The 20,561-nt window shown below is 53.5% G+C and carries 22 protein-coding genes and 1 other RNA gene; 6 read left to right on the top strand and 17 right to left on the bottom strand.

Translation table 11 applies throughout. The annotated features are described in order from the left end of the window. Positions 1 to 51: 51 nt before the first annotated feature. On the top strand, positions 52 to 915 hold the full coding sequence (gene rsmI, locus SGBXF1_RS21205) for a 16S rRNA (cytidine(1402)-2'-O)-methyltransferase (RefSeq protein ID WP_037416395.1): 864 nt from the start codon (positions 52 to 54) through the stop codon (positions 913 to 915). Between the two features lie 41 nt (positions 916 to 956). Further along, positions 957 to 1,335: RNase P RNA component class A (gene rnpB / locus SGBXF1_RS21200), an RNA gene on the top strand. 57 nt (positions 1,336 to 1,392) lie between these two features. Here rnpB and SGBXF1_RS21195 read toward each other — a convergent pair. Continuing rightward, positions 1,393 to 2,094: a pirin family protein gene (locus tag SGBXF1_RS21195; protein ID WP_186427511.1), complete on the bottom strand. Its 702-nt coding sequence runs from the start codon at positions 2,092 to 2,094 to the stop codon at positions 1,393 to 1,395. 187 nt (positions 2,095 to 2,281) lie between these two features. Here SGBXF1_RS21195 and SGBXF1_RS21190 point away from each other — a divergent pair, with 187 nt between their 5' ends. Further along, positions 2,282 to 3,187 (top strand): LysR family transcriptional regulator, encoded by a 906-nt coding sequence (locus SGBXF1_RS21190; RefSeq protein ID WP_037416398.1) that lies wholly within the window; start codon positions 2,282 to 2,284, stop codon positions 3,185 to 3,187. Between the two features lie 40 nt (positions 3,188 to 3,227). Here the strand turns inward: SGBXF1_RS21190 and SGBXF1_RS21185 are convergent, their stop codons facing one another. The 11 genes from SGBXF1_RS21185 to SGBXF1_RS21135 all read right to left on the bottom strand — a co-directional run bounded on the left by SGBXF1_RS21185 (position 3,228) and on the right by SGBXF1_RS21135 (position 10,729). Next, positions 3,228 to 4,214: a glutathione S-transferase family protein gene (locus SGBXF1_RS21185; protein ID WP_186427510.1), complete on the bottom strand. Its 987-nt coding sequence runs from the start codon at positions 4,212 to 4,214 to the stop codon at positions 3,228 to 3,230. Positions 4,215 to 4,287: 73 nt separating this feature from the next. Further along, positions 4,288 to 4,683, bottom strand: a complete 396-nt coding sequence (locus SGBXF1_RS21180; protein ID WP_024483097.1) for a DoxX family protein — start codon at positions 4,681 to 4,683, stop codon at positions 4,288 to 4,290. A 294-nt stretch (positions 4,684 to 4,977) separates the two neighbouring features. Continuing rightward, complete coding sequence (locus SGBXF1_RS21175; protein WP_037416405.1) at positions 4,978 to 5,265, bottom strand: YqjK-like family protein; 288 nt, start codon at positions 5,263 to 5,265, stop codon at positions 4,978 to 4,980. Beyond that, positions 5,262 to 5,660: a phage holin family protein gene (locus SGBXF1_RS21170; protein ID WP_186427509.1), complete on the bottom strand. Its 399-nt coding sequence runs from the start codon at positions 5,658 to 5,660 to the stop codon at positions 5,262 to 5,264. Before SGBXF1_RS21170 ends, SGBXF1_RS21175 begins: the two co-directional genes overlap by 4 nt. Positions 5,661 to 5,662: 2 nt before the next feature. Beyond that, positions 5,663 to 5,968, bottom strand: a complete 306-nt coding sequence (locus SGBXF1_RS21165; protein WP_037416411.1) for an ElaB/YgaM/YqjD family protein — start codon at positions 5,966 to 5,968, stop codon at positions 5,663 to 5,665. A 164-nt stretch (positions 5,969 to 6,132) separates the two neighbouring features. Then, entirely contained in the window at positions 6,133 to 6,507 is a 375-nt protein-coding gene (locus SGBXF1_RS21160) for a DUF1090 domain-containing protein (RefSeq protein WP_130382119.1), read from the bottom strand. A gap of 219 nt (positions 6,508 to 6,726) precedes the next feature. Continuing rightward, positions 6,727 to 7,098, bottom strand: a complete 372-nt coding sequence (gene mzrA, locus SGBXF1_RS21155) for an EnvZ/OmpR regulon moderator MzrA (protein ID WP_061807841.1) — start codon at positions 7,096 to 7,098, stop codon at positions 6,727 to 6,729. After that, positions 7,098 to 7,778 carry a DedA family protein gene (locus SGBXF1_RS21150; RefSeq protein WP_037416416.1) on the bottom strand — a complete coding sequence of 227 codons (681 nt, stop codon included), beginning with the start codon at positions 7,776 to 7,778 and terminating at the stop codon, positions 7,098 to 7,100. The genes mzrA and SGBXF1_RS21150 overlap by 1 nt, the downstream gene beginning before the upstream one ends. Positions 7,779 to 7,918: 140 nt before the next feature. After that, the gene (locus tag SGBXF1_RS21145) at positions 7,919 to 8,353 is read right to left on the bottom strand and encodes a hypothetical protein (protein WP_130382117.1); all 435 of its coding nucleotides are present in this window, start codon (positions 8,351 to 8,353) and stop codon (positions 7,919 to 7,921) included. Positions 8,354 to 8,538: 185 nt separating this feature from the next. Then, positions 8,539 to 9,315 (bottom strand): transcriptional regulator ExuR, encoded by a 777-nt coding sequence (gene exuR, locus SGBXF1_RS21140; protein ID WP_037416422.1) that lies wholly within the window; start codon positions 9,313 to 9,315, stop codon positions 8,539 to 8,541. Positions 9,316 to 9,430: 115 nt separating this feature from the next. Further along, on the bottom strand, positions 9,431 to 10,729 hold the full coding sequence (locus tag SGBXF1_RS21135; protein WP_037416425.1) for an MFS transporter: 1,299 nt from the start codon (positions 10,727 to 10,729) through the stop codon (positions 9,431 to 9,433). Between the two features lie 387 nt (positions 10,730 to 11,116). On the opposite strand from SGBXF1_RS21135, the gene uxaC reads away from it, so the two are divergent. Both uxaC and SGBXF1_RS21125 read left to right on the top strand, forming a co-directional pair. Continuing rightward, positions 11,117 to 12,529 carry a glucuronate isomerase gene (gene uxaC / locus SGBXF1_RS21130; protein ID WP_186427508.1) on the top strand — a complete coding sequence of 471 codons (1,413 nt, stop codon included), beginning with the start codon at positions 11,117 to 11,119 and terminating at the stop codon, positions 12,527 to 12,529. Between the two features lie 20 nt (positions 12,530 to 12,549). Beyond that, positions 12,550 to 14,040, top strand: a complete 1,491-nt coding sequence (locus SGBXF1_RS21125) for a UxaA family hydrolase (RefSeq protein WP_186427507.1) — start codon at positions 12,550 to 12,552, stop codon at positions 14,038 to 14,040. Between the two features lie 73 nt (positions 14,041 to 14,113). Here the strand turns inward: SGBXF1_RS21125 and sstT are convergent, their stop codons facing one another. From sstT to SGBXF1_RS21100, 5 genes are all read right to left on the bottom strand, one after another. Next, the gene (gene sstT, locus SGBXF1_RS21120; RefSeq protein ID WP_037416435.1) at positions 14,114 to 15,349 is read right to left on the bottom strand and encodes a serine/threonine transporter SstT; all 1,236 of its coding nucleotides are present in this window, start codon (positions 15,347 to 15,349) and stop codon (positions 14,114 to 14,116) included. 264 nt (positions 15,350 to 15,613) lie between these two features. Further along, positions 15,614 to 16,591 carry a TerC family protein gene (locus SGBXF1_RS21115; RefSeq protein WP_037416439.1) on the bottom strand — a complete coding sequence of 326 codons (978 nt, stop codon included), beginning with the start codon at positions 16,589 to 16,591 and terminating at the stop codon, positions 15,614 to 15,616. Positions 16,592 to 16,976: 385 nt separating this feature from the next. Next, positions 16,977 to 17,708, bottom strand: a complete 732-nt coding sequence (locus SGBXF1_RS21110) for a glutamine amidotransferase (protein ID WP_186427506.1) — start codon at positions 17,706 to 17,708, stop codon at positions 16,977 to 16,979. A gap of 1 nt (position 17,709) precedes the next feature. Continuing rightward, on the bottom strand, positions 17,710 to 18,690 hold the full coding sequence (locus SGBXF1_RS21105) for a Gfo/Idh/MocA family protein (RefSeq protein WP_186427505.1): 981 nt from the start codon (positions 18,688 to 18,690) through the stop codon (positions 17,710 to 17,712). Between the two features lie 50 nt (positions 18,691 to 18,740). Beyond that, entirely contained in the window at positions 18,741 to 19,247 is a 507-nt protein-coding gene (locus SGBXF1_RS21100; RefSeq protein ID WP_037416447.1) for a M48 metallopeptidase family protein, read from the bottom strand. A gap of 149 nt (positions 19,248 to 19,396) precedes the next feature. On the opposite strand from SGBXF1_RS21100, the gene rlmG reads away from it, so the two are divergent. Continuing rightward, positions 19,397 to 20,536: a 23S rRNA (guanine(1835)-N(2))-methyltransferase RlmG gene (gene rlmG / locus SGBXF1_RS21095; RefSeq protein ID WP_037416449.1), complete on the top strand. Its 1,140-nt coding sequence runs from the start codon at positions 19,397 to 19,399 to the stop codon at positions 20,534 to 20,536. Positions 20,537 to 20,561: the final 25 nt, after the last annotated feature.

Genomic DNA, 20,561 nt, shown 5'->3' with positions numbered 1-20,561 from the left:
TGATGTTTTTTTCAAGATGCTTAATATTAAATCGGCAACTCGGATGAAACAATGAATCAACACCAACAATCAGTCATTTCTGCATCAACACTGTATGTGGTGCCCACCCCAATCGGCAATTTAGGGGATATAACCCATCGTGCGTTAGAGGTACTGAAAAGCGTTGATCTGATTGCGGCCGAGGACACGCGCCATACCGGGTTGCTGCTGCAACACTTCGCGATTAGCGCGCGGTTGTTTGCGCTGCACGACCATAACGAACAGCAAAAAGCCGATCAACTGTTGGCGAAACTGCAAGAAGGCCAGAGCATTGCGCTGGTTTCTGACGCAGGTACGCCGTTGATCAACGATCCTGGCTATCACCTGGTACGCCGTTGTCGTGAGGCCGGCATTCGGGTAGTGCCATTGCCAGGAGCTTGCGCGGCAACTACCGCACTCTGCGCCGCAGGCCTTGCTTCAGACCGCTTCTGCTACGAAGGGTTCCTGCCGGCGAAAACCAAGGGGCGTAAGGATACGCTGATGGCGCTGGCAGAGGAACCGCGCACGTTGATTTTCTACGAATCTACTCACCGTTTGTTGGAAAGTTTGCAGGACATGGTGACCGTGTGGGGGCCACAACGCTATGTGGTATTGGCGCGCGAGCTGACCAAAACCTGGGAATCCATCACCGGCGCACCGGTTGGTGAGTTACTGGCCTGGGTACAGGAAGATGAAGTCCGTCGCCGTGGCGAAATGGTGCTTATCGTTGAAGGCCACAAGGTGCAGGAAGATGCGTTACCGCTGGAAGCACTGCGTACACTGGCATTGCTGCAAAAAGAACTGCCGTTGAAAAAGGCGGCGGCGCTGGCGGCAGAAATCCATGGTGTAAAGAAAAATGCGTTGTATAAGTACGCCTTAGAGCAACAAGAACAGTAAAGCGGTTGACCTGCCGCGAGCACGACGCTACTATCCGCGCCGGAGTTGACCAGACAGTCGCCGCTTCACTGCCGTCCCTTTCGGGGGAGACAGGTGGAGGGGAGGAAAGTCCGGGCTCCATAGGGCAGGGTGCCAGGTAACGCCTGGGAGGCGCAAGCCTACGACTAGTGCAACAGAGAGCAAACCGCCGATGGCCCGCGCAAGCGGGATCAGGTAAGGGTGAAAGGGTGCGGTAAGAGCGCACCGCGCGACTGGCAACAGTTCGTGGCACGGTAAACTCCACCCGGAGCAAGGCCAAATAGGGGTTCACATGGTACGGCCCGTACTGAACCCGGGTAGGCTGCTTGAGCCAGTGAGCGATTGCTGGCCTAGAGGAATGACTGTCCACGACAGAACCCGGCTTACCGGTCAACTCCCTCTATAAAGAAAAGCCCGCGTAACGCAAGTTACGCGGGCTTTTTCCTTTTAGAATGCCACTCACACCGGCAAGTCAATCAGTAGCGCTCGCAGCGGCGTTTTAGCGCGGATAGTCAGTCGATTCTCCTCATGGATAAACGCCCCATCACCGCAGGTCAGTCGATGACCGTCGTGACGTTCGCCATTGGCTTCAATGGTGCCGTGGATCGACTGTAAATACGCACGCGGTCCGTTCAGCGCCAATGTCTGCTGCTCGCCGGACTGTAAATCCAAATGATGGATCCACACCTGCTGGCGCAGTTGCAGACTGCCCTGTGCGCCATCTGGCGAGGCCAGCAGCGTCAGGCCGTTTTCTGGCAGCATCAGGCGTTGTACACGTTCGTTGCTGCGCTCTGGGCAGGCATCCAGCCACAGTTGTAAACGGGTCAGCGGTGTATCGCTGCTGATGTTCTGCTCGCTGTAACTCAGGCCAGGCTGAGTGGACAGCAGTAAGGCTTCACCAGCCTGAGCATTCACTGTGTTGCCGTCGCTGTCGCGGTATTCGGCTTTCCCCTGCAAGATAAGATTCAGGATATCCACATTGGGATAAGTGCGTGGCTGGAATGACGCACCCGGCGCCAGCACCTCCTGATTGAGCACCCGCAATGAGGCGTAGCCCATCAGCTTGGGATCGAAGTAATGTCCAAAAGAAAAGGTGTAGCGAGCCTGCAGCCAACCAAAGTCAGCTTGCCCGCATTGTTGTGCTGTTCTGCATGTAATCATGGCAATCGGCTCTCTAAATTTATTCTTCCCTTCATCGTTCTGATTGCTATTGCGTTGGCTTATCTTGGCCATTTTCTCGCTGCCGCCAGAAACCTATTGGGTATATTAAGATGGTAAGCATCTGGACGCCGGATTGTTAGCCAGTTAATCTGGTCGGCATATTCAAATTTCCTGACAGAGAGATTCGATGGCCAGAGATCGGGCGTTAACGCTTGAGGCGTTAAGGGTTATGGATGCGATCGACCGACGTGGTAGTTTCGCTGCGGCAGCCGATGAGCTGGGGCGTGTGCCGTCGGCACTCAGCTACACCATGCAAAAATTGGAAGAAGAATTGGACGTGGTGCTGTTCGACCGTTCCGGTCACCGTACCAAGTTCACCAATGTCGGGCGCATGCTGCTGGAGCGTGGTCGGGTGCTGTTGGAAGCGGCAGACAAACTGACTACCGATGCCGAAGCGTTGGCGCGTGGTTGGGAAACCCATTTGACGATCGTCAGCGAAGCGCTGTCACCGCCGAGTAAATTGTTCCCGCTGGTCGACAAATTGGCGCTGAAGGCGAATACCCAGGTGTCAATTTTCACCGAGGTGCTGGCTGGTGCCTGGGAACGGTTGGAGCAAGGGCGTGCCGATATCGTTATCGCCCCGGACATGCATTTCCGCGCCTCGTCAGAAATTAACACCCGTAAGCTGTACAAAGTGATGAGTGTATACGTCGCTGCGCCGAACCATCCGATCCACCTTGAGCCTGAACCGTTATCCGAATTGACGCGAGTGAAGTACCGCGGTATTGCGGTTGCGGATACCGCCCGTGAACGCCCGGTATTGACTGTGCAATTGCTGGATAAACAGCAGCGGCTGACGGTCAGCACCATTGAAGACAAGCGCTTGGCTTTACTGGCTGGTCTGGGTGTGGCGACCATGCCTTACCCGATGGTCGAAAAAGACATTGAAGAAGGGCGTCTGCGTGTTGTCGGACCGGAGTACAGTCGCGAGGCTGATATCATCATGGCCTGGCGGCGTGACAGCATGGGGGAGGCCAAGGCCTGGTTCCTGCGCGAAATTCCGCGGCTGTTTGCACAACTGGAGCGGCAGTAATTCATTCCCCCTCGCCGGTAAGGAGAGGGGGAGAAACGTGTCACCCGAAACGCTTGTCTCGACCATGCGGTGCGTCCAAATCCTGTGACGGCCCGATGGAAATAATACCGTGCGGATTGATAGTGGCGTGACTGCGGTAATAGTGATTACGAATGTGCGGCAAACTGACCGTTTCGGCAATGCCGGGCATCTGGTAAATGTCCCGCAGGAAGCCATAAAGGTTGAGGTAATCGCTGATGCGGTGTTTGTCGCATTTAAAGTGGGTGACATACACCGGATCGAAGCGTATCAGCGTAGTCCACAGGCGCAGATCAGCCTCGGTGAGGTGTTCGCCGGTCAGGTAGCGCTGCTGCCCCAAGATTTGCTCCAACCGTGCGAGTCCATCAAATACCCCGGTTACCGCTTCATCATAGGCCGCCTGGCTAGTGGCGAAACCAGCCTTATACACCCCATTATTTACCTGATCGTAAATCCAACCGTTTAGCTCATCAATTTTTCCGCGTAGCTCCGCGGGATAGTAATCGCCGGCACGTGCGCCAACGCCATCAAATGCACTGTTGAACATACGGATGATATCGGCAGATTCATTACTGACGATGGTTTGCTGTTGTTTATCCCACAGCACCGGCACTGTCACGCGGCCGGTATAGTGTTTGTCGGCGCGCAAGTAAATCTGGTAGAGGAAGTCTGACTGGTACAGGTTATCGCCGGTCGCTTCAGGGAAATCAGTGCCGAAGGTCCAACCGTTTTCCAACATCAGCGGATGCACCACGGAAACGGGAATGATGTGCTCCAGCCCTTTTAATTTGCGCATCAGCAGAGTGCGGTGCGCCCAAGGGCAGGCAAGTGAAACGTACAGGTGATAACGATCTTTCTCCGCTTTAAAACCTCCGACTCCGTGTTCGCCCGGTTGACCGTCAGCGGTCACCCAATTGCGGAACTGAGAGGTTGAGCGTTTGAAACGGCCTCCGGTGGATGAGGTGTCATACCAGATGTCTTGCCAAACGCCATCGACGAGTTGTCCCATGGGAATCTCCTTCGTGTCCGAGTGAAAAAGCAGAAGGGTCCGGCATGCCGGACCCTGAATCGGTCTTAAAATCTTACCACTTTTTGTTCAGAATGCGGTCAATGCTGAAGCCGCCTGGGCCTGCTACGGCCAGAACGATGAAGCCGCCGGCGATGGTCAGGTTTTTCATGAACATCAATTGGTTTACGCCATCTGCAAAGTTAGTATGGAACAACAGTGCGGTCAGGATGGTAAAACCAGCGGTGAACAGTGCCACTGTACGGGTCAGGAAGCCGAACAGAATTGCCAGACCGCCGCCAAATTCCAGCAGGATGGTCAGTGGCAGCAAGAAGCCAGGAACGCCCATTGATTGCATATACTGTTGGGTACCGGCATAGGCATCACCCATTTTGCCGTAGCCTGCCACGATAAACAGGATTGGCATCAGAATACGAGCAACCAGCAAACCTGTATCTTCTAATTTTTTCATCATCTACTCCAAAGTAATTTTTGTTTGCCAGTCTTGGCGTTTTCATGTCAGTGGGTGGTATGCCGGGTATCTGACCCTGTCCTGCCCGTTTCGTATTGATGGAGTGAATGTTAATCGGGAAGCGTATGCTTTGTTAGCAAGTAAAACTGTCGTATTTTTTCAAAAAAACTGAATCTTTAGCCTGCTAACAAATGGAGGGTAATCAGAATGTTGCCCAACCTTCACCGACAGAAACGACATATTTCTGTGAAAAGGCGGGCGTAACAACGGAAGTATTGAAGAAAGTGAGGCAGGCTATTTCGAGGAAAAGGTTTTCTGGATCAATCTGATAGTGCTAACTGCGGCAAAGGCACGACGAGACCAGCGAATCAGCTTGCTGGGGTGGCGGACGCCGTACAGCGCCATCACACTTGAACCGACCACCAGATATTTACGCAAGCCAAAAATGGTTTGCCAGCCGCGATCGATGCGTTCAGTCTTTTCCAGCCAAAGAGTTTTATTGTCAGCAAGATCCAGCCTTTGCTGCTGGATCTTGTTAATCAGCTTCTCTTTCCTCCATTCCAGATAGCGGCGGCGATTCATTGTTCACCCTCCAACTGGGAACGGTCGATTTCCAATTGTTTGCGCGAAGCGCCAAGTAGCGTAGAGCGCCGCGCTTTGACCAGCGTCCAAATGGTACCGACAATGGCCAGGAACAACAGTACGCCAGTGGTAGTGCCTAATGCGATCAAGCGGTAAACGGGGTCGATAGCCCAGAAAATCAGGATCAGCAGGCTCATCAGACCAAATGCCGTGAACAACAGCGTCATACCGGCCATGATCAACAACTGAATAAGGTTGGCTTTCTCCTCTTCCAGCTCGACCACGGCCAGTCGTACACGCGTTTCCACCATACCGACAAGAATAGTGATGATGCGCTGCCCGATGTCCAGGACCCCTTTAGCGGGGCCCTCACGACCTTGTGGTTGTTCGGTCATAATTAACGACGCGCGAGCAGAACGCCCAGCACCACGCCAACTGCAGCGCCGATACCGATGCCGGTCCACGGATTATCACGAACGTAATCGTCCGCCTGGCCTGCGATCTGTTTGGTCTGGGAAGCAATTTTGTCGCCGGCATCGCTCAGACGTGCACGAGTATCTTTCAATGCACCTTCTGCTTTGGAACGCAGTTTTTCCAGCTCGGCTTTTGGCTTATCGGTGGAAGAGTTCAGCACTTCTTCCAACGTATCAGCTAAGGATTTAAGTTCAGCGCGTAAGTTCTCTGCATTTGAATCATGTGCCATGTGATTATTCCTTAACGTTAACTTCGACAGACTTTCAACATAGCGGATTTTTTCGCCGGAGCAAAGGGTAGATGGGTAGCTGATATCACTAAGCATCCATTTTATACGTAATGAAAATCCCGTATGGCGCGGCTCTCAGCGATAAATCCGCTGGTGTAAAAAAATTATTCCGCTTGGGCTTGCTTAAGCTCTGCTTGAGCTTCAGCCAGCTTTTTCTGTTTCTTGGCGACTTTTTCCAGATTACCGGTCTGCTGAGCTTCTTTCAGCTCTTGCTGACGCTCAGTCACTTTGCGTTGTTTTTCATCAATTTTTTTCTGACGATCGGCCTGTAGGCTAGCCGGTGTGCAATGGGTTTGCACTTCGTTCAACGCTTTTTTCAAACCGGCAACACGCTGGGTATTGCCGTGTTGGGTCGCGTAATCAATCTGTTGCTGAATATTTTGTGCCTTGATGGTGCAGCCGTTATCTGCTGCAAACGACAGCGCCGGGCAGGCAAATAATAACGGGAGAGCCAGTAACATCGATTGGCGTAATTTCATGCTATCAGTTCCTTGTTAATGGGACGCATTGGCATGCATCCACTGTTCCTGACTGCCACAAAGGCAGTGCGACAGGAGTCTTACGCTGCTGACTGACGCTAACCTTTAGCATAGCCATAAATTGTGAAGACCCCAAAGAATCCGCCACAGTTCAGTAGTGATTGGTGATTAATTGAGCGGTTGACAATATGAAAGGAAAACCCTTCATATGAAGGGGTATTATCCCAGATTGAGTGGGGCGCGTGCAAATTCACGCACCCAATGGGTAGGAACAGGGGATTCGCTCAGGGCGATAATATATCCCGGTGGCAAAATTGTTTGCAGCGCCTCGCGTGCCAACAATTGTTGTTCAGGTGAGTCCAGGCGAATCACCAAACCGTCGCCTTCCGGGGTAATACTTTTGATGCGAATACCGCGCTGATCCAAACGTTGATAAACATAAAAACCGTCAGGCAGCGAAAGACCTTGCTGGCCAGCCCGAATGCGAAGCTCGCTTTCGGTGCGCACCATGCAAGGCACCAAGAGTGTGGCGAGCGCCAGCAAAGCGAGCGCAATCAGCAAAACGTACTGCCAGCGCGGGCGCTTTGTCATCACGCCCCTTTCCCCTGATTCTGGCTGTCTGAGCGTTTCTTACGCCACAGCACAATCAACGAACCGACCAGTCCGACAACCAGCAACACTAACGGCAGCAGCATCAGGCAGAACATTAACTGGTCTTCATACTTGCGAAACACCGGGGTCTTGCCCAACGCAAAGCCCAGAGAGGTCAGGATCACGACCCACAACAGACCACTCATCCAGTTAAAGAACTGGAAACGCGCATTGCTCAAACCAGAGAGGCCGGCAATGGTTGGCAGCAGAGTACGGACAAAGGCCAGGAAACGACCGACCAGCAGAGCGGAAAGCCCGTGACGGTGGAACAATTGATGCGCACGCTGGTGATAGTGAGCCGGCAGATGTGATAGCCATCCCTGCACCGTTCGCGTATTGCCGAGCCATTTGCCTTGTATGTAGCTGACCCAGCACCCCAGGCTGGCGGCGACGGTCAGGATAAAAATGGTGAGCGGAAAATTCATGGTGCCTTTGGCGATCAACACGCCAACCAGGATCAGCAAGCTGTCGCCCGGCAAAAATGCTGCTGGCAGCAGGCCATTTTCCAGGAACAGGATCATAAACAGCAGGACGTAGAGAGTCCACACGAGCGAAGGGTTCGCCAGCGTCTCAAAATCCTGCTGCCATAAGGCATGTAACAGTTCTTTAATGATGTCCATCCGGTGTTCCTAAAACGTCATTGTTTGTTTGTGTCTCAGCGGCGGATCGGAAGTGGGCGAAGAGCGCGCGGGCGATCCTGACTGCTGGTAACGATGAAACGGCGTTGCTTTTTAGTGGGTTCTAATCGGTGCGACACCGGTCAAGAGTGGTAAGTCAGCGTGCCACGGTAAAGCATATTACTTTCTTTCCAGCCGCCTAGCCTGTTTTGCCGCTGCGGGGTGTGCAGCGCCCAATTGACCTGGGCAAGCCGGTTTAGCGCAGGTGAGGTCTGGCGCGGGAGCCGAGTGCTGTAGCCTAACACTGTGGTCTGAGTATAGACCGGCAGCCATTGGGCTGAGGCTGTCAATGAACCGGGGTAAGAATGTACCCGCGGCAACAGAAGCGGAAACTTGCCGGGCGGTTTGCGCCGCAGCTCTGCTGGTGACTGGTAAACCAAGTCAGAAGAGGAAAGCGTTGTATCAACGAGCAATAGCTGGCTGTTCAATGCTGTGGGAGTTGTCGCGCATAGCTTTTGGCCGGAGACCGAACCGGTCCAGCAGAAAAGAGCAATAAGCATGGCAAACAACCAGCGCATTTATTCGCGTCCCGCCCCGTAGCAGAGGGTAAAAAAGTGGCTCAACTCTAACAAAATAGCACGATTGGCAACAGGGAAATCTACGTTGCCATCGGTGAAATACTACACGGCAAACCGCGGTTCAGGCATCGATTCAGCGGATTTTACAATACCTGACATAACCCGACGATTTTTGACCGCTTGGGCTACTTATTTTCTGCGGCCACGCCGTCCAGATGCACCACTGGATTATCGGCGAACAGATAGCGGTCAGCGTTATATTCAAAATCGTCGCTGGTGGCATTGAACAACATCTGCTTGGTGTTTTCCAAGTGTTGCCACATGGCTAATTTGGCTGCATGGGGATCTTTGCGAATCAGAGCTTTAAGGATCTGATCGTGATCGTCGCACCAACTGGCGATGGAGCGATCGTCGATATGTTCGTGCAACTTGATCCAATAAGGGTTATTGACGCGTTGCACCCACATTTTTTCTACGATAGTGGCCATGGCGGTGTTTTGGGTAGCGAGAGCCACCTGCACGTGAAATTTCAGGTCCCACTGCGAATCACGAAAGCGATCTTCCTTACGCGCTTGTTCCTGGATCTCCATCAATTGGATGATGTCTTGCTTGGTGACCTGGGTCGCCGCGAATTCAGCAATATTACTTTCGATCAGTTGGCGCGCCTGTAGAAGCTCAAAGGGGCCAGCAGTGGCAAACTCAATGCTGTCACCCGGAACGACCAGATTTTTCTGCTGGTTGGACATCACGTGGATCCCGGAGCCTTTGCGTACGTCAACGTAGCCTTCTACTTCCAACATGATGATGGCCTCCCGCACTACGGTACGGCTAACATTCATCTCTTCAGCAATGTAGCGCTCGGCCGGCAGTTTATCGCCCACAGGATATCGACCACTTTCAATACGCTGCTTAAGCTCGGCGGCCAGTTGTTGGTACAGGCGTCTGGTTTCAGTGAATTCCATAGTGAATGCTCTTAGGGTAGAGAGGGGGCATAGCCATGGATTTGTTATACCACTTATCCGGTAGAGCTACCAGTGACGGCTGGGGAACGCCCGGCGCGATGACCGGGCTGTGGGATTAACTGCGTGCTGGTTCCGGCTGTAGGGCATCTTCCGTCGACGGGGTTGCCGGTCGATTTTGCAAGATGGTCCAGATAGCAATGGCACCGAGAATATCGAATACCGAGAGCGCAGCAAACAGTGGGCTGAAACCCAGAGTATCTGCCAATGCGCCGACCACCAGAGCAAACAGCGTACTGGCGGTCCAGGCAGCCATGCCGGTCAGGCCATTGGCGGTGGCGACCTCGTTGCGACCAAATACGTCAGAAGACAAGGTAATCAGCGCGCCGGACAGTGCCTGATGAGCAAAACCACCGACGCACAACAGCGCGATAGCCGCATAGGGGCTGGTGAACAAACCGATCATGCCAGGGCCAATCATTAGCACTGCACCCAGGGTGACCACCAGTTTGCGGGAAACGATCAGGTTCACCTTAAAGTGTTTTTGGAAAAACGGTGGCAGGTATCCGCCAACGATGCAGCCGAGATCGGCGAACAGCATCGGCATCCAGGCGAACATGGCAATCTCTTTCAGGTTAAAGCCGTAGGCTTTGAACATGAACAGCGGGATCCAGGCATTGAACGTGCCCCAGGCGGGCTCTGCCAGAAATCGCGGCAGTGCTATTCCCCAGAACTGGCGGTTGCGTACAATCTGCCAGGCAGACATTTTCTTGGCATTGTCAGTTTGATGTTGCGCCTCTTGGCCCTCAAGGATGTAATCGCGTTCTTCTTTGCTGAGTTTCTTCTGATCCTTCGGATGCTTGTAGAAAATCAGCCAACAGATGGCCCAGATCAGGCTTAGCACACCGGTGATAATAAATGCCATTTCCCAACTGTGTGCCACGATGGCCCAGACAACCAAAGGCGGGGCGAGCATACCGCCGATCGACGAACCCACGTTAAAGTAACCCACGGCAATGGAGCGTTCTTTGGCCGGGAACCATTCGCTACTGGCTTTCAGCCCGGCGGGGATCATTGCTGCCTCTGCCATGCCAACGGCACCGCGTGCCAGCGCTAATCCACCCCAACTGTTGGCGAGCGCGGTACCCATACAAAACAGCGCCCACAGGATAGCGAACATGGCGTATCCCACTTTGGTCCCTAAAACGTCCAGTACGTATCCCGCGACTGGCTGCATCACGGTGTAGCAGGCGGAATAGGCCGCGACGATATATGAGTACTGCTGCGTGGTGATATGTAAGGTACCTTCCAGCGTCGGCGCCGCGACGGCAATGGCGTTGCGGGTCAGGTAACCCAGCACGGTGCCAATGGTCACCAATCCGATCATGTACCAGCGTAACCCTTTAATTTTACGCATCCGAAATGTCTCCCAGTCTTCAATAGGCAGTGCCGAGATGGCAGCAGCGTTTTAGGGGGTGATCCCTTTTCGTTGTTCTGCGCCGGCCTGTCCGTCACCGACGTATTCCCGCCGCATGAACGACTGGGTGGCGAGACAATAACTTGTCATACAGATTTAAAAGTTGAGTGATATCACAAAAGCCGTTTTTCAATTACGTAATACTGTTTGCTGGATAATTATGCGATTCATGCCGATTTTTACCGCAAAACCGCCGGTTAATGGCCTTTGAAAGGGAACTAAGCCGCAATCCAGAGTGATATTTTGCTGGACGCCCAGATAAATTGGTGTGATAACTTTGTCGCATTGGACACAATGCAGAACGACAAGCAAGGTGAGGAGCCAGATATGGCGATGTTTTTAAGTGAAGATTTCCTGTTAAATACCGAGTTCTCCCGGCGTTTGTATCATGACTATGCAGCGGACCAACCGATCTTTGACTATCACTGTCATTTACCACCGGAACAGATTGCCGAAAATACCCGTTTTAATAATTTGTATGAGATTTGGCTAAAGGGCGATCACTACAAATGGCGGGCGATGCGCACTAACGGCGTGGCGGAACGGTTGTGTACCGGCGATGCCAGCGACCGTGAAAAATTCGACGCTTGGGCCGCCACTGTGCCGCACACCATCGGTAACCCGCTATACCACTGGACTCACCTGGAGCTACGTCGCCCGTTCGGCATCACAGGGACGTTACTTTCCCCGACGACAGCGGACGATATCTGGCAGCGCGGTAATGCCTTACTGGCACAGGACGATTTCAGGGCGCGTGGCATCATGCAGCAAATGAACGTAAAAATGGTCGGCACGACAGATGATCCCATCGATGATCTGCGTCACCACAAAGCCATTGCCGCCGACAGCAGTTTTGATATCAAAGTATTGCCAAGCTGGCGTCCGGATAAGGCGTTCAATATTGATGCGCCGGGCTTCAATGATTACCTGCAAAAACTGGAAGCGACAGCAGACATCAATATTGGTCGTTTCAGTGCCCTGTGTGACGCATTGAAAAAGCGTATGGATCACTTTGCTGCTCATGGCTGCAAGGTGGCTGACCATGCACTGGATGTGGTGGTGTATGGCGAAGCGGACGAAGCGGCATTAGACACTATTTTAGCTGCACGCCTGAGCGGCAAGTCACCGACACCGGAGCAGAGCGCCCAGTTTAAAAGCGCAGTGCTGCTGTTCCTGGCTGCCGAATATCAACGTCGTGGATGGGTGCAGCAATACCATATCGGTGCCCTACGCAATAATAACAGTCGCATGCTGGCAAGTCGGGGGCCGGACATCGGTTTCGACTCGATTAACGACCGACCGTTGGCGGAGCCACTTTCACGCCTGCTGGACGCCCAAGCGCGTCAGGGTGGACTACCGAAAACGATCCTGTACTGCCTCAACCCTCGCGATAACGAAGTGATCGGCACGATGGTCGGTAACTTCCAGGAAGAAGGTACGCCGGGCAAGATGCAGTTTGGCTCTGGCTGGTGGTTTAACGATCAGAAAGACGGCATGCAGCGCCAGATGACACAGTTGGCGCAACTTGGCCTGTTGAGTCGTTTTGTCGGCATGCTGACCGACAGTCGCAGTTTCTTGTCTTATACCCGTCATGAGTATTTCCGTCGCATTCTGTGCCAGATGATTGGTCGCTGGGTGGAAGAGGGGGAAGCGCCGGCGGATATCACGCTGCTGGGTCAGATGGTGAAAAATATCTGCTTCGACAATGCCAAAAACTATTTCGCCATTGAACTGGCGTAGCTGTTGCCCAAGGTGGGTTTATGCAAAGCATGGTAAAAATTCATTCGCTGGACAATGTCGCGGTAGCACTGCGCGATCTGGCCGCAGGCGAAACGCTGCGGATCGAGTCGCAAGACATTGTACTGACGCAATCGGTGGTTCGCGGACATAAGTTTGCGCTGCAACCCATAGCGGCCGGTGAGGCGATCACCAAGTACGGTTTGCCGATCGGGCATGCGTTGGATGCCATCGCACCAGGTGAGCATATCCACTCACAAAATGCCAAAACCAACCTGAGCGATCTGGACAGTTATCAGTACCAACCTGCTTTTCCATCACTGCCCCCGCAGGCTGCAGACCGAGAGGTAAACCTTTATCGCCGCAGCAGCGGGGAGGTCGGGATCCGCAACGAGTTGTGGATCGTACCAACCGTTGGTTGTGTTAACGGTATTGCCCGGCAGATCCAACAGCGTTTTTTAAAGGAAACGCAGAATGCTGCGGGGATCGACGGCGTGCATCTGTTCAGCCACCCGTTTGGTTGTTCGCAGCTGGGGCAGGATCACGACAATACCCGAACCATGCTGCAAAATATGGTGCGACACCCAAATGCGGGGGCGGTGTTAGTGATTGGGCTAGGGTGTGAAAACAATCAGGTAGATGTTTTTCGTAGCACGTTGGGTGTGATCGATGAACAGCGGGTGCGCTTTATGGTGTGCCAACAGCAGGACGACGAGGTGGAGGCTGGGCTCGAGCAGCTACATGCGTTGTATCAGGTGATGCGCGAAGACAACCGGCAGCCAGGCAAATTGAGTGAATTGAAGTTTGGTCTGGAGTGCGGCGGCTCGGACGGTTTGTCAGGCATCACTGCCAACCCGTTGCTGGGGCGTTTTTCCGATTACCTGATCGCTAACGGCGGCACTACGGTGCTGACAGAGGTACCAGAGATGTTTGGTGCCGAGCGGATCTTGATGAGCCGCTGCCGCGATCGGGCGACCTTCGAAAAGACCGTCAGCATGATTAACGATTTTAAACAGTACTTTATCGCTCACAATCAGCCAATTTATGAAAATCCCTCTCCGGGCAACAAAGCCGGAGGTATCACTACGCTGGAGGAGAAATCCCTCGGTTGCACGCAGAAGGCGGGGCAGAGTCAGGTCGTGGATGTGCTCAAGTATGGCGAGCGATTGCGGCAGCCTGGCTTAAACTTGCTGAGTGCACCCGGCAATGATGCGGTGGCGACCAGTGCGTTAGCGGGTGCTGGCTGTCATATGGTGTTGTTCAGCACCGGGCGCGGTACGCCCTATGGTGGCTTTGTTCCTACGGTGAAGTTGGCCACTAACAGCGAACTGGCGGCGAAGAAACCGCACTGGATCGACTTTGATGCTGGCAAGTTGATCCATGGGACATCGATGGATCGTCTACTGGAGCAGTTTGTTGATCTCATCGTGGCGATCGCTAATGGTCAGGCGACGTGTAACGAAGTGAACGACTTTCGTGAATTAGCGATTTTTAAAAGTGGGGTGACATTGTAAAGCCACTGTCTCTGCTTTGCTGACGCCGAAAAAAAGCGCCCGATAACGGGCGCCTATAGCGTTATTTCAGGTATTAACGGACTCTCAGTGGATCTTCATCCGCCAAACGCTGATCTTCTGCCTGGCAGGCCGCTGCGGTGAACAGCACGTCGGTAGAAGAATTCAGTGCCGTCTCAGCGGAATCTTGCAGCACACCGATGATAAAGCCGACAGCAACAACTTGCATGGCCACATCGTTCGGAATACCAAACATGTTACAGGCCAATGGAATCAGCAGTAGCGAGCCACCAGCCACGCCGGAAGCACCACAGGCGCAGATAGCGGCGACAACACTCAGCAGCAGCGCAGTGGGGATATCAACCGGTACGCCCAGAGTGTGGACCGCAGCCAGCGTGAGGACGGTAATGGTGATAGCCGCACCGGCCATATTGATTGTGGCGCCCAGCGGGATAGAAACCGAGTAGGTGTCTTCGTTCAGATTCAGCTTTTTGCACAACTCCATATTCACCGGAATATTGGCGGCTGAGCTGCGGGTGAAGAACGCGGTCACACCGCTCTCACGCAGGCAAGCGAAGACCAGCGGATAAGGATTGCGGCGAATTTTCCAGTAAACGATCAGCGGGTTCAGCACCAGCGCTACCAGCAACATACAGCCGATCAACACCACCAGCAGTTGGGCATAACCCCACAGCGCACCGAAACCGGTGTCCGCCAGCGTCGAGGCCACCAGACCGAAGATACCGAGCGGTGCACAACGGATCACCGCACGAACCACCATGGTTACCGCGTGTGACATATCGTTAATCAGTGATTTGGTGGTTTCAGAGGCGTGGCGCAGTGCCAAGCCCAGACCCACAGCCCAAGCCAGGATCCCGATATAGTTGGCGCTAATCAGTGCCTGGAACGGGTTGGCAACCACGCTCAATAACAGACCTTTTAGCACTTCAATAATACCGCCCGGTGGGTTGATGTCGGCGTTGCCGGTTACCAGCACCAGGTTGGACGGGAACATAAAACTGACCACAACCGCCACCAGCGCGGCAGCGAAGGTGCCCAGCAGATAAAGGAACAGGATCGGACGGATGTTAGTCTTCTGGCCGTGTTTATGGTTGGCGATTGAAGCCATAACCAATACCAGCACGAGCACCGGCGCCACCGCTTTTAATGCTCCGACGAACAGTGCGCCCAGCAGTCCAACGGCTGAAGCTGTTGCCGGTGAGACCAACGCCACAATAATACCGGCCACCAAGCCGACCATGATTTGTTTGACCAGACTGCCCTGAGTGATCTTTTGTAGTAATTTTTGCATAGTGCTCTTCTTCCTGATGATGTTGCTTACAGCTTTATCTCGGCGGGAACGCCACCGGACAACTTTATTTGAATCTGTAACCAAGTGTGTTTGCTTAATCAGTATTCAGTAAACGAATGGGGTTGGAAAGAGCCAGCGGTGAAATTCTGAGGGCGGATCAACTCTTGATAACATACTGGTTACATTTGTGTGATCGCAATAACATTTGGCGTTTGGGATGAATTGCCAAACAATCACGGGGCGACTAGCGCCCCGGATAACAGATTATGGTGCTTTATTATTAGCCAGACGGTCGTTACGGCGGTTAACCCAGGCGTTGATCAGCAGGGTCAACGTCAGGATACCGGCCACTACACCGAGCGAAACGCCGATCGGGATATGGAAGAAGTCGATAATCAACATTTTGACACCGATAAACATCAAAATGATCGATAGGCCGTACTTCAGCATCGAGAAACGTTCTGCCACGTTAGCCAGCAAGAAGTACATGGCACGCAGCCCCATGATGGCGAACAGGTTAGAGGTCAGAACGATAAACGGATCCGTGGTGACGGCAAAGATTGCCGGGATACTGTCTACCGCAAAGATCACATCACTCAGTTCCACCAGGATCAGCACCAACACCAGCGGCGTCGCAAACAACAAACCGTTGCGGCGCACGAAGAAACGCTCACCTTCCAGGTTATCGGTCATACGCAGGTGGCTGCGCAGCCACTTCACCAATGGTTTGTCGCCAATCGCCGAATCATCTTCCTTCGCCAGCGCCATCTTGATACCGGTGAACAGCAGGAAAGCGCCGAACAAGTACAGTAACCACTGGAACTGGGTAACCAGCCAGCTACCGGCGAAGATCATGATGGTACGCAGTACGATCGCACCCAGTACGCCGAAAATCAGCACCCGACGTTGCAGGTTGGCCGGCACGGCAAAATAGCTGAACAGCATCAGCCAAACAAAGACGTTATCAACCGCCAGTGCTTTTTCGATCAGGTAACCGGTGAGGAAGGCCAACGCCTGAGTATCGGCAACAGCGCGCCCGGCAGTCTGGTTCAGGTAGTACCAGAAGCCCAGGTTGAACAGCAGGGAAAGGCTGACCCACACCAGCGACCAACTGGCAGCCTGCTTTAGCGTCATGGTATGTGCGCCTTTACGGCCTTGCAGCAGTAAGTCGATTGCGAGCATCACAACTATGATGGCGGCAAAGCTGCCCCATAACCAAGGTGTGCCAACGGTATTCATCATCAGAGGTATCCTTCAAAAACAAAAACGGCCAACGTCGGAAGACGCTAGCCGCTCTTATGAACGCTGCAAGCAAACCTCGCCTTCCGGCAAGGTCTCACTTACAACGTTGATGAAGGTGCACCGACAGTGCGCCCTGACATCAGGTTGCCCGGTAACCGGGTGCTTGCGCACCGTAATGACGATTAACCGGCAAGATACCCTTCATCTTTCAAGCCGCTGCTGCGTTGTCTTCCCTCTGTCACCCCAGTCACTTACTTAAGTAAGCTCCTGAGGACGCCTTCGGTTGCCGCCTTGCCGCACCTTGAAATCTATTAGGTATAAAAGTTACTCCCCTTTGCACGGCAGAAAGTAATGCAAAATGTGTCAGCGGTCAACGTTTATTGCGTTACCCAGCCAGGGCTTTTTGGGCGCCCAGGCTGACGACAAACCCCTGTAACAGCAGCCGGCTGAACGGCGTATCGCTAACCTGCTGTTGCTTAAGCTGATACTCCGCTAGTTGCTCTGGATACAGCTCGCCGAGCCAGCTCAGATACTGATGCATCACCGCGCCGTTAAACTCTGGGTGGAACTGAGTCGTCAGCACGTGATCGCCATAGCTGAGGATCTGAAAAGCATCCTGTTGCGAACGTGCCAGCACTACGGCGCCGGCAGGGGGGGTTAATACGCTCTGCGAGTGGATCAGATTTGCCTTGAAGCGCGGTGGCAACATCGCCATCCGCCGGTCATTGGCGGCGGCAGGCAACAGCTCGATATCCAGCGTCCCGACCTCCATGCCCTGCGGGTGATAACCGACTTCCCCGCCAAGCGCGTAGGCCAGCAATTGGTGGCCATAACACGCGCCAAAAATAGGCAGCTTGATGAGCATCGCCTGGCGCAGCCATTCGGCGGCCTGTTCGCTCCACGGCAGTTGCTCGGTGACCATCGCCGGTGAACCCGTGATCACCACGCCAGAGTAGCTTTGCGGTGGCAGAGGGTGTTCGCCTGCGGGGAGATGCACGATCTGCACGCGATCGGCGTCAATGTTTCCCTGTTGCAGAAACATACCGTCAAAATTGGCTTTTTCCCGGCGAATAGCGTCTGGTGCATCGCCAGTTTGCATCAGTAATAGTGGCTTCATGTCATTCTCCATCGGCAGGAAACACGACGCCAGTCTGGCGGCGAATGTCGGTCAACAGGCGGGCGATAATTAACGAGTTTTCTAACCCCGGATGCTCCACCTGCCGTTTCTCCACCAGCTCGGCGAACACCTGTGCTTCATATAGCATGGTGTTAATGTGCTGCGGCTGGGTCAAATCCTGACGATGCCCACCGCGCGGCGTTAGCGCAACGCTCTGGCACTCCGAGATTTTCTCAATCACCAACGTGCCATCCTCACCCTGGATCTCGCTGGGAATGTCCGAATTGCTGACTTTGGAGTGGGAGATAGTTACGTCGAAATCACCGTAGTTGAGGCAGGCTGTGCCGTGAGCATCAACGCCGGTATCGAGCAAAGACGCGCTGGCCATGACCGACGTTGGCGCACCGAACAACGCTACGGCACTGGCGAGACAGTAATAGCCAATGTCCATGATCGAACCGTTGGAGAACTGCGGATTGAAGGTATTCGGGTTCTCTCCTGCCAGATAACGTGGATAGCGCGAAGAGTATTGGCAGTAATTGATAAAGGCTTTGCGTAGGTGGCCAATTTTCGGCAGCGCTTGCTGTAAAGCCAAGAAATTCGGCAGGTGAGCGCTTTTAAAGGCTTCGAACAACACTACCTGATTCTCGCGAGCACAGGCTACCAACTTCTCGGCTTCGCGCAGATTGGATACCAGCGGCTTTTCGCAAATGACGTGTTTCTTATGGCTGAGGAACAGCAGCGACTGCTGGTAGTGCAGACTATTAGGGCTGGCGATGTAAACCGCATCAATCTCGTCTGACTGGGCCAGTGCCTCGAGGGAATCGAAAAACGCATTGACGTGGTAGTTGGCACCAAACGCCTTCGCCTGTTCCAGCTTGCGCGAATAGACAGCGGTCAGCGTGAGTTTGCCACTCTCATGTGCGGCATCGATAAAGCGTTCCGTAATCCAGTTTGTACCAACAACAGCAAAGCGAATCATAGATGTCTCCGGTTCCCAGATGTTAGAAATCAGAGTATCACAGGGGCTCGTCAGGTATACAGATTGCCAAACACCGAGAGGTGGGTCAGATACAGTCGGGTATCGAACTCCAGTTGATGGTAATTGGGTTCCATATGGCAGCACAGGCTGTAGAAGGCTTTGTTATGGTCTTTTTCTTTCAGGTGTGCCAGCTCATGTACCACGATCATACGGAGAAACGGCTCTGGTGCTAATTTGAATACCGTCGCCACACGAATTTCCGCTTTGGCTTTCAACTTACCGCCCTGCACTCGGGAAATGGCGGTGTGCATACCGAGCGCGTGTTTCATCACCTGAATTTTACCGTCATAGGCGACTTTACTTAGCGGCTGAGCGTTGCGCAGGTATTGGTTTTTTAAATCGACGGTAAACTGATAAAGCGACTTGTCGGTGGTGCAGTCATGCACCTGCGGATAGCGCTGCAACAGCACATCCCCTAACCGTTGTTGGTCGATCAGCTGCTGCACCTGGCTTTGCAGATGTTCAGGGTAGCCCTGCAAGTAAGTCAGTTCGGACATCATCTTCCCGTATTGGCCGTAATTCAGCGGGTCATTGTATGATGTTTTTTCGCACAAAACCCGCAAAGGGCAATTTATCCGAAAAAACATTTTACTGCTGGACGTTTTTAGGGGATAAACAGCCCAAATTTTATCAGTCAGGAGGGGCAATGAGCCAACTCGATCTGGGAACACAGCAACTTGAGCTGGAACGTTATCCCCAACAGGAAGAATCCACCCAATTGCAGGCGTGGGAAGCGGCGGACGAATATCTGCTGCAACAGCTTGAAAATGTAAACATCGACGGTCGTCCGGTGCTGATTTTCAACGACAACTTTGGCACGCTGGCCTGTGCGTTGCACAGCCATCAGCCATATAGCATCAGCGATTCATACATGAGCCAGCTGGCCACGCGCCATAACCTCAAGCTCAATGAGCTGGATCCAGAGCAGGTTACGCTGTTGGACAGTCTGGCAGAACTGCCGGCGTCACCGGCAGTGGTATTGATCCGTATTCCTAAAGCGCTGGCGTTGCTGGAACAGCAACTGCGTGCGCTGCGCGATGTGGTGGCACCGGACACGGTAATCATCGCTGGTGCCAAGGCGCGTGATGTACACACCTCGACCATGCAGCTGTTTGAAAAGGTGCTTGGTCCGACCCGCACTAGCCTGGCCTGGAAGAAAGCGCGATTGATCTACTGTGAAGTTGCAGACATCGTGCCGCCAGTCGCTCCGGAAACCACCAACTGGGTGCTGGACGGCACGGATTGGATTATCCACAACCATGCTAACGTGTTCTCACGTAGCAACCTGGATATTGGCGCGCGCCTGTTCCTGGATCACCTGCCGCATGACCTTGAAGGCCATATCATCGATCTCGGCTGTGGTAACGGCATTATCGGCATGGCTGCCTTGATGCAGAACCCGCAAGCGCAGGTGACCTTTGCTGATGAGTCCTATATGGCGGTAGCTTCCAGTGAGCGAAACGTGGAGCACAACCTGCCGCAGGATTTGGATCGTTGTCAGTTTGAAGTGAACAACTCGCTGGCGGGGATTGAACGTGAAAGCGTGCGTGCAGTGCTGTGTAATCCGCCGTTCCACCAACAGCATGCGATCACCGATCACACAGCCTGGCAAATGTTCTGTGATGCCAAGCGTTGCCTGCAGGTGGGCGGCGAGCTGCGTATTGTCGGTAACCGCCATCTGGATTATCACCAGAAACTCAAACGTTTGTTCGGCAATTGCACCCTGATAGCCTCTAACAAGAAGTTCGTGATCTTGAAAGCGGTGAAATCCGGCGCACGTTACTGAGTCAATGAAGGGGCGCAGTGAATGC

Source organism: Serratia grimesii (genome assembly GCF_900186025.1).
GTDB lineage: Bacteria > Pseudomonadota > Gammaproteobacteria > Enterobacterales > Enterobacteriaceae > Serratia > Serratia grimesii.
This window is presented reverse-complemented; position numbering and strand designations above follow the sequence as displayed.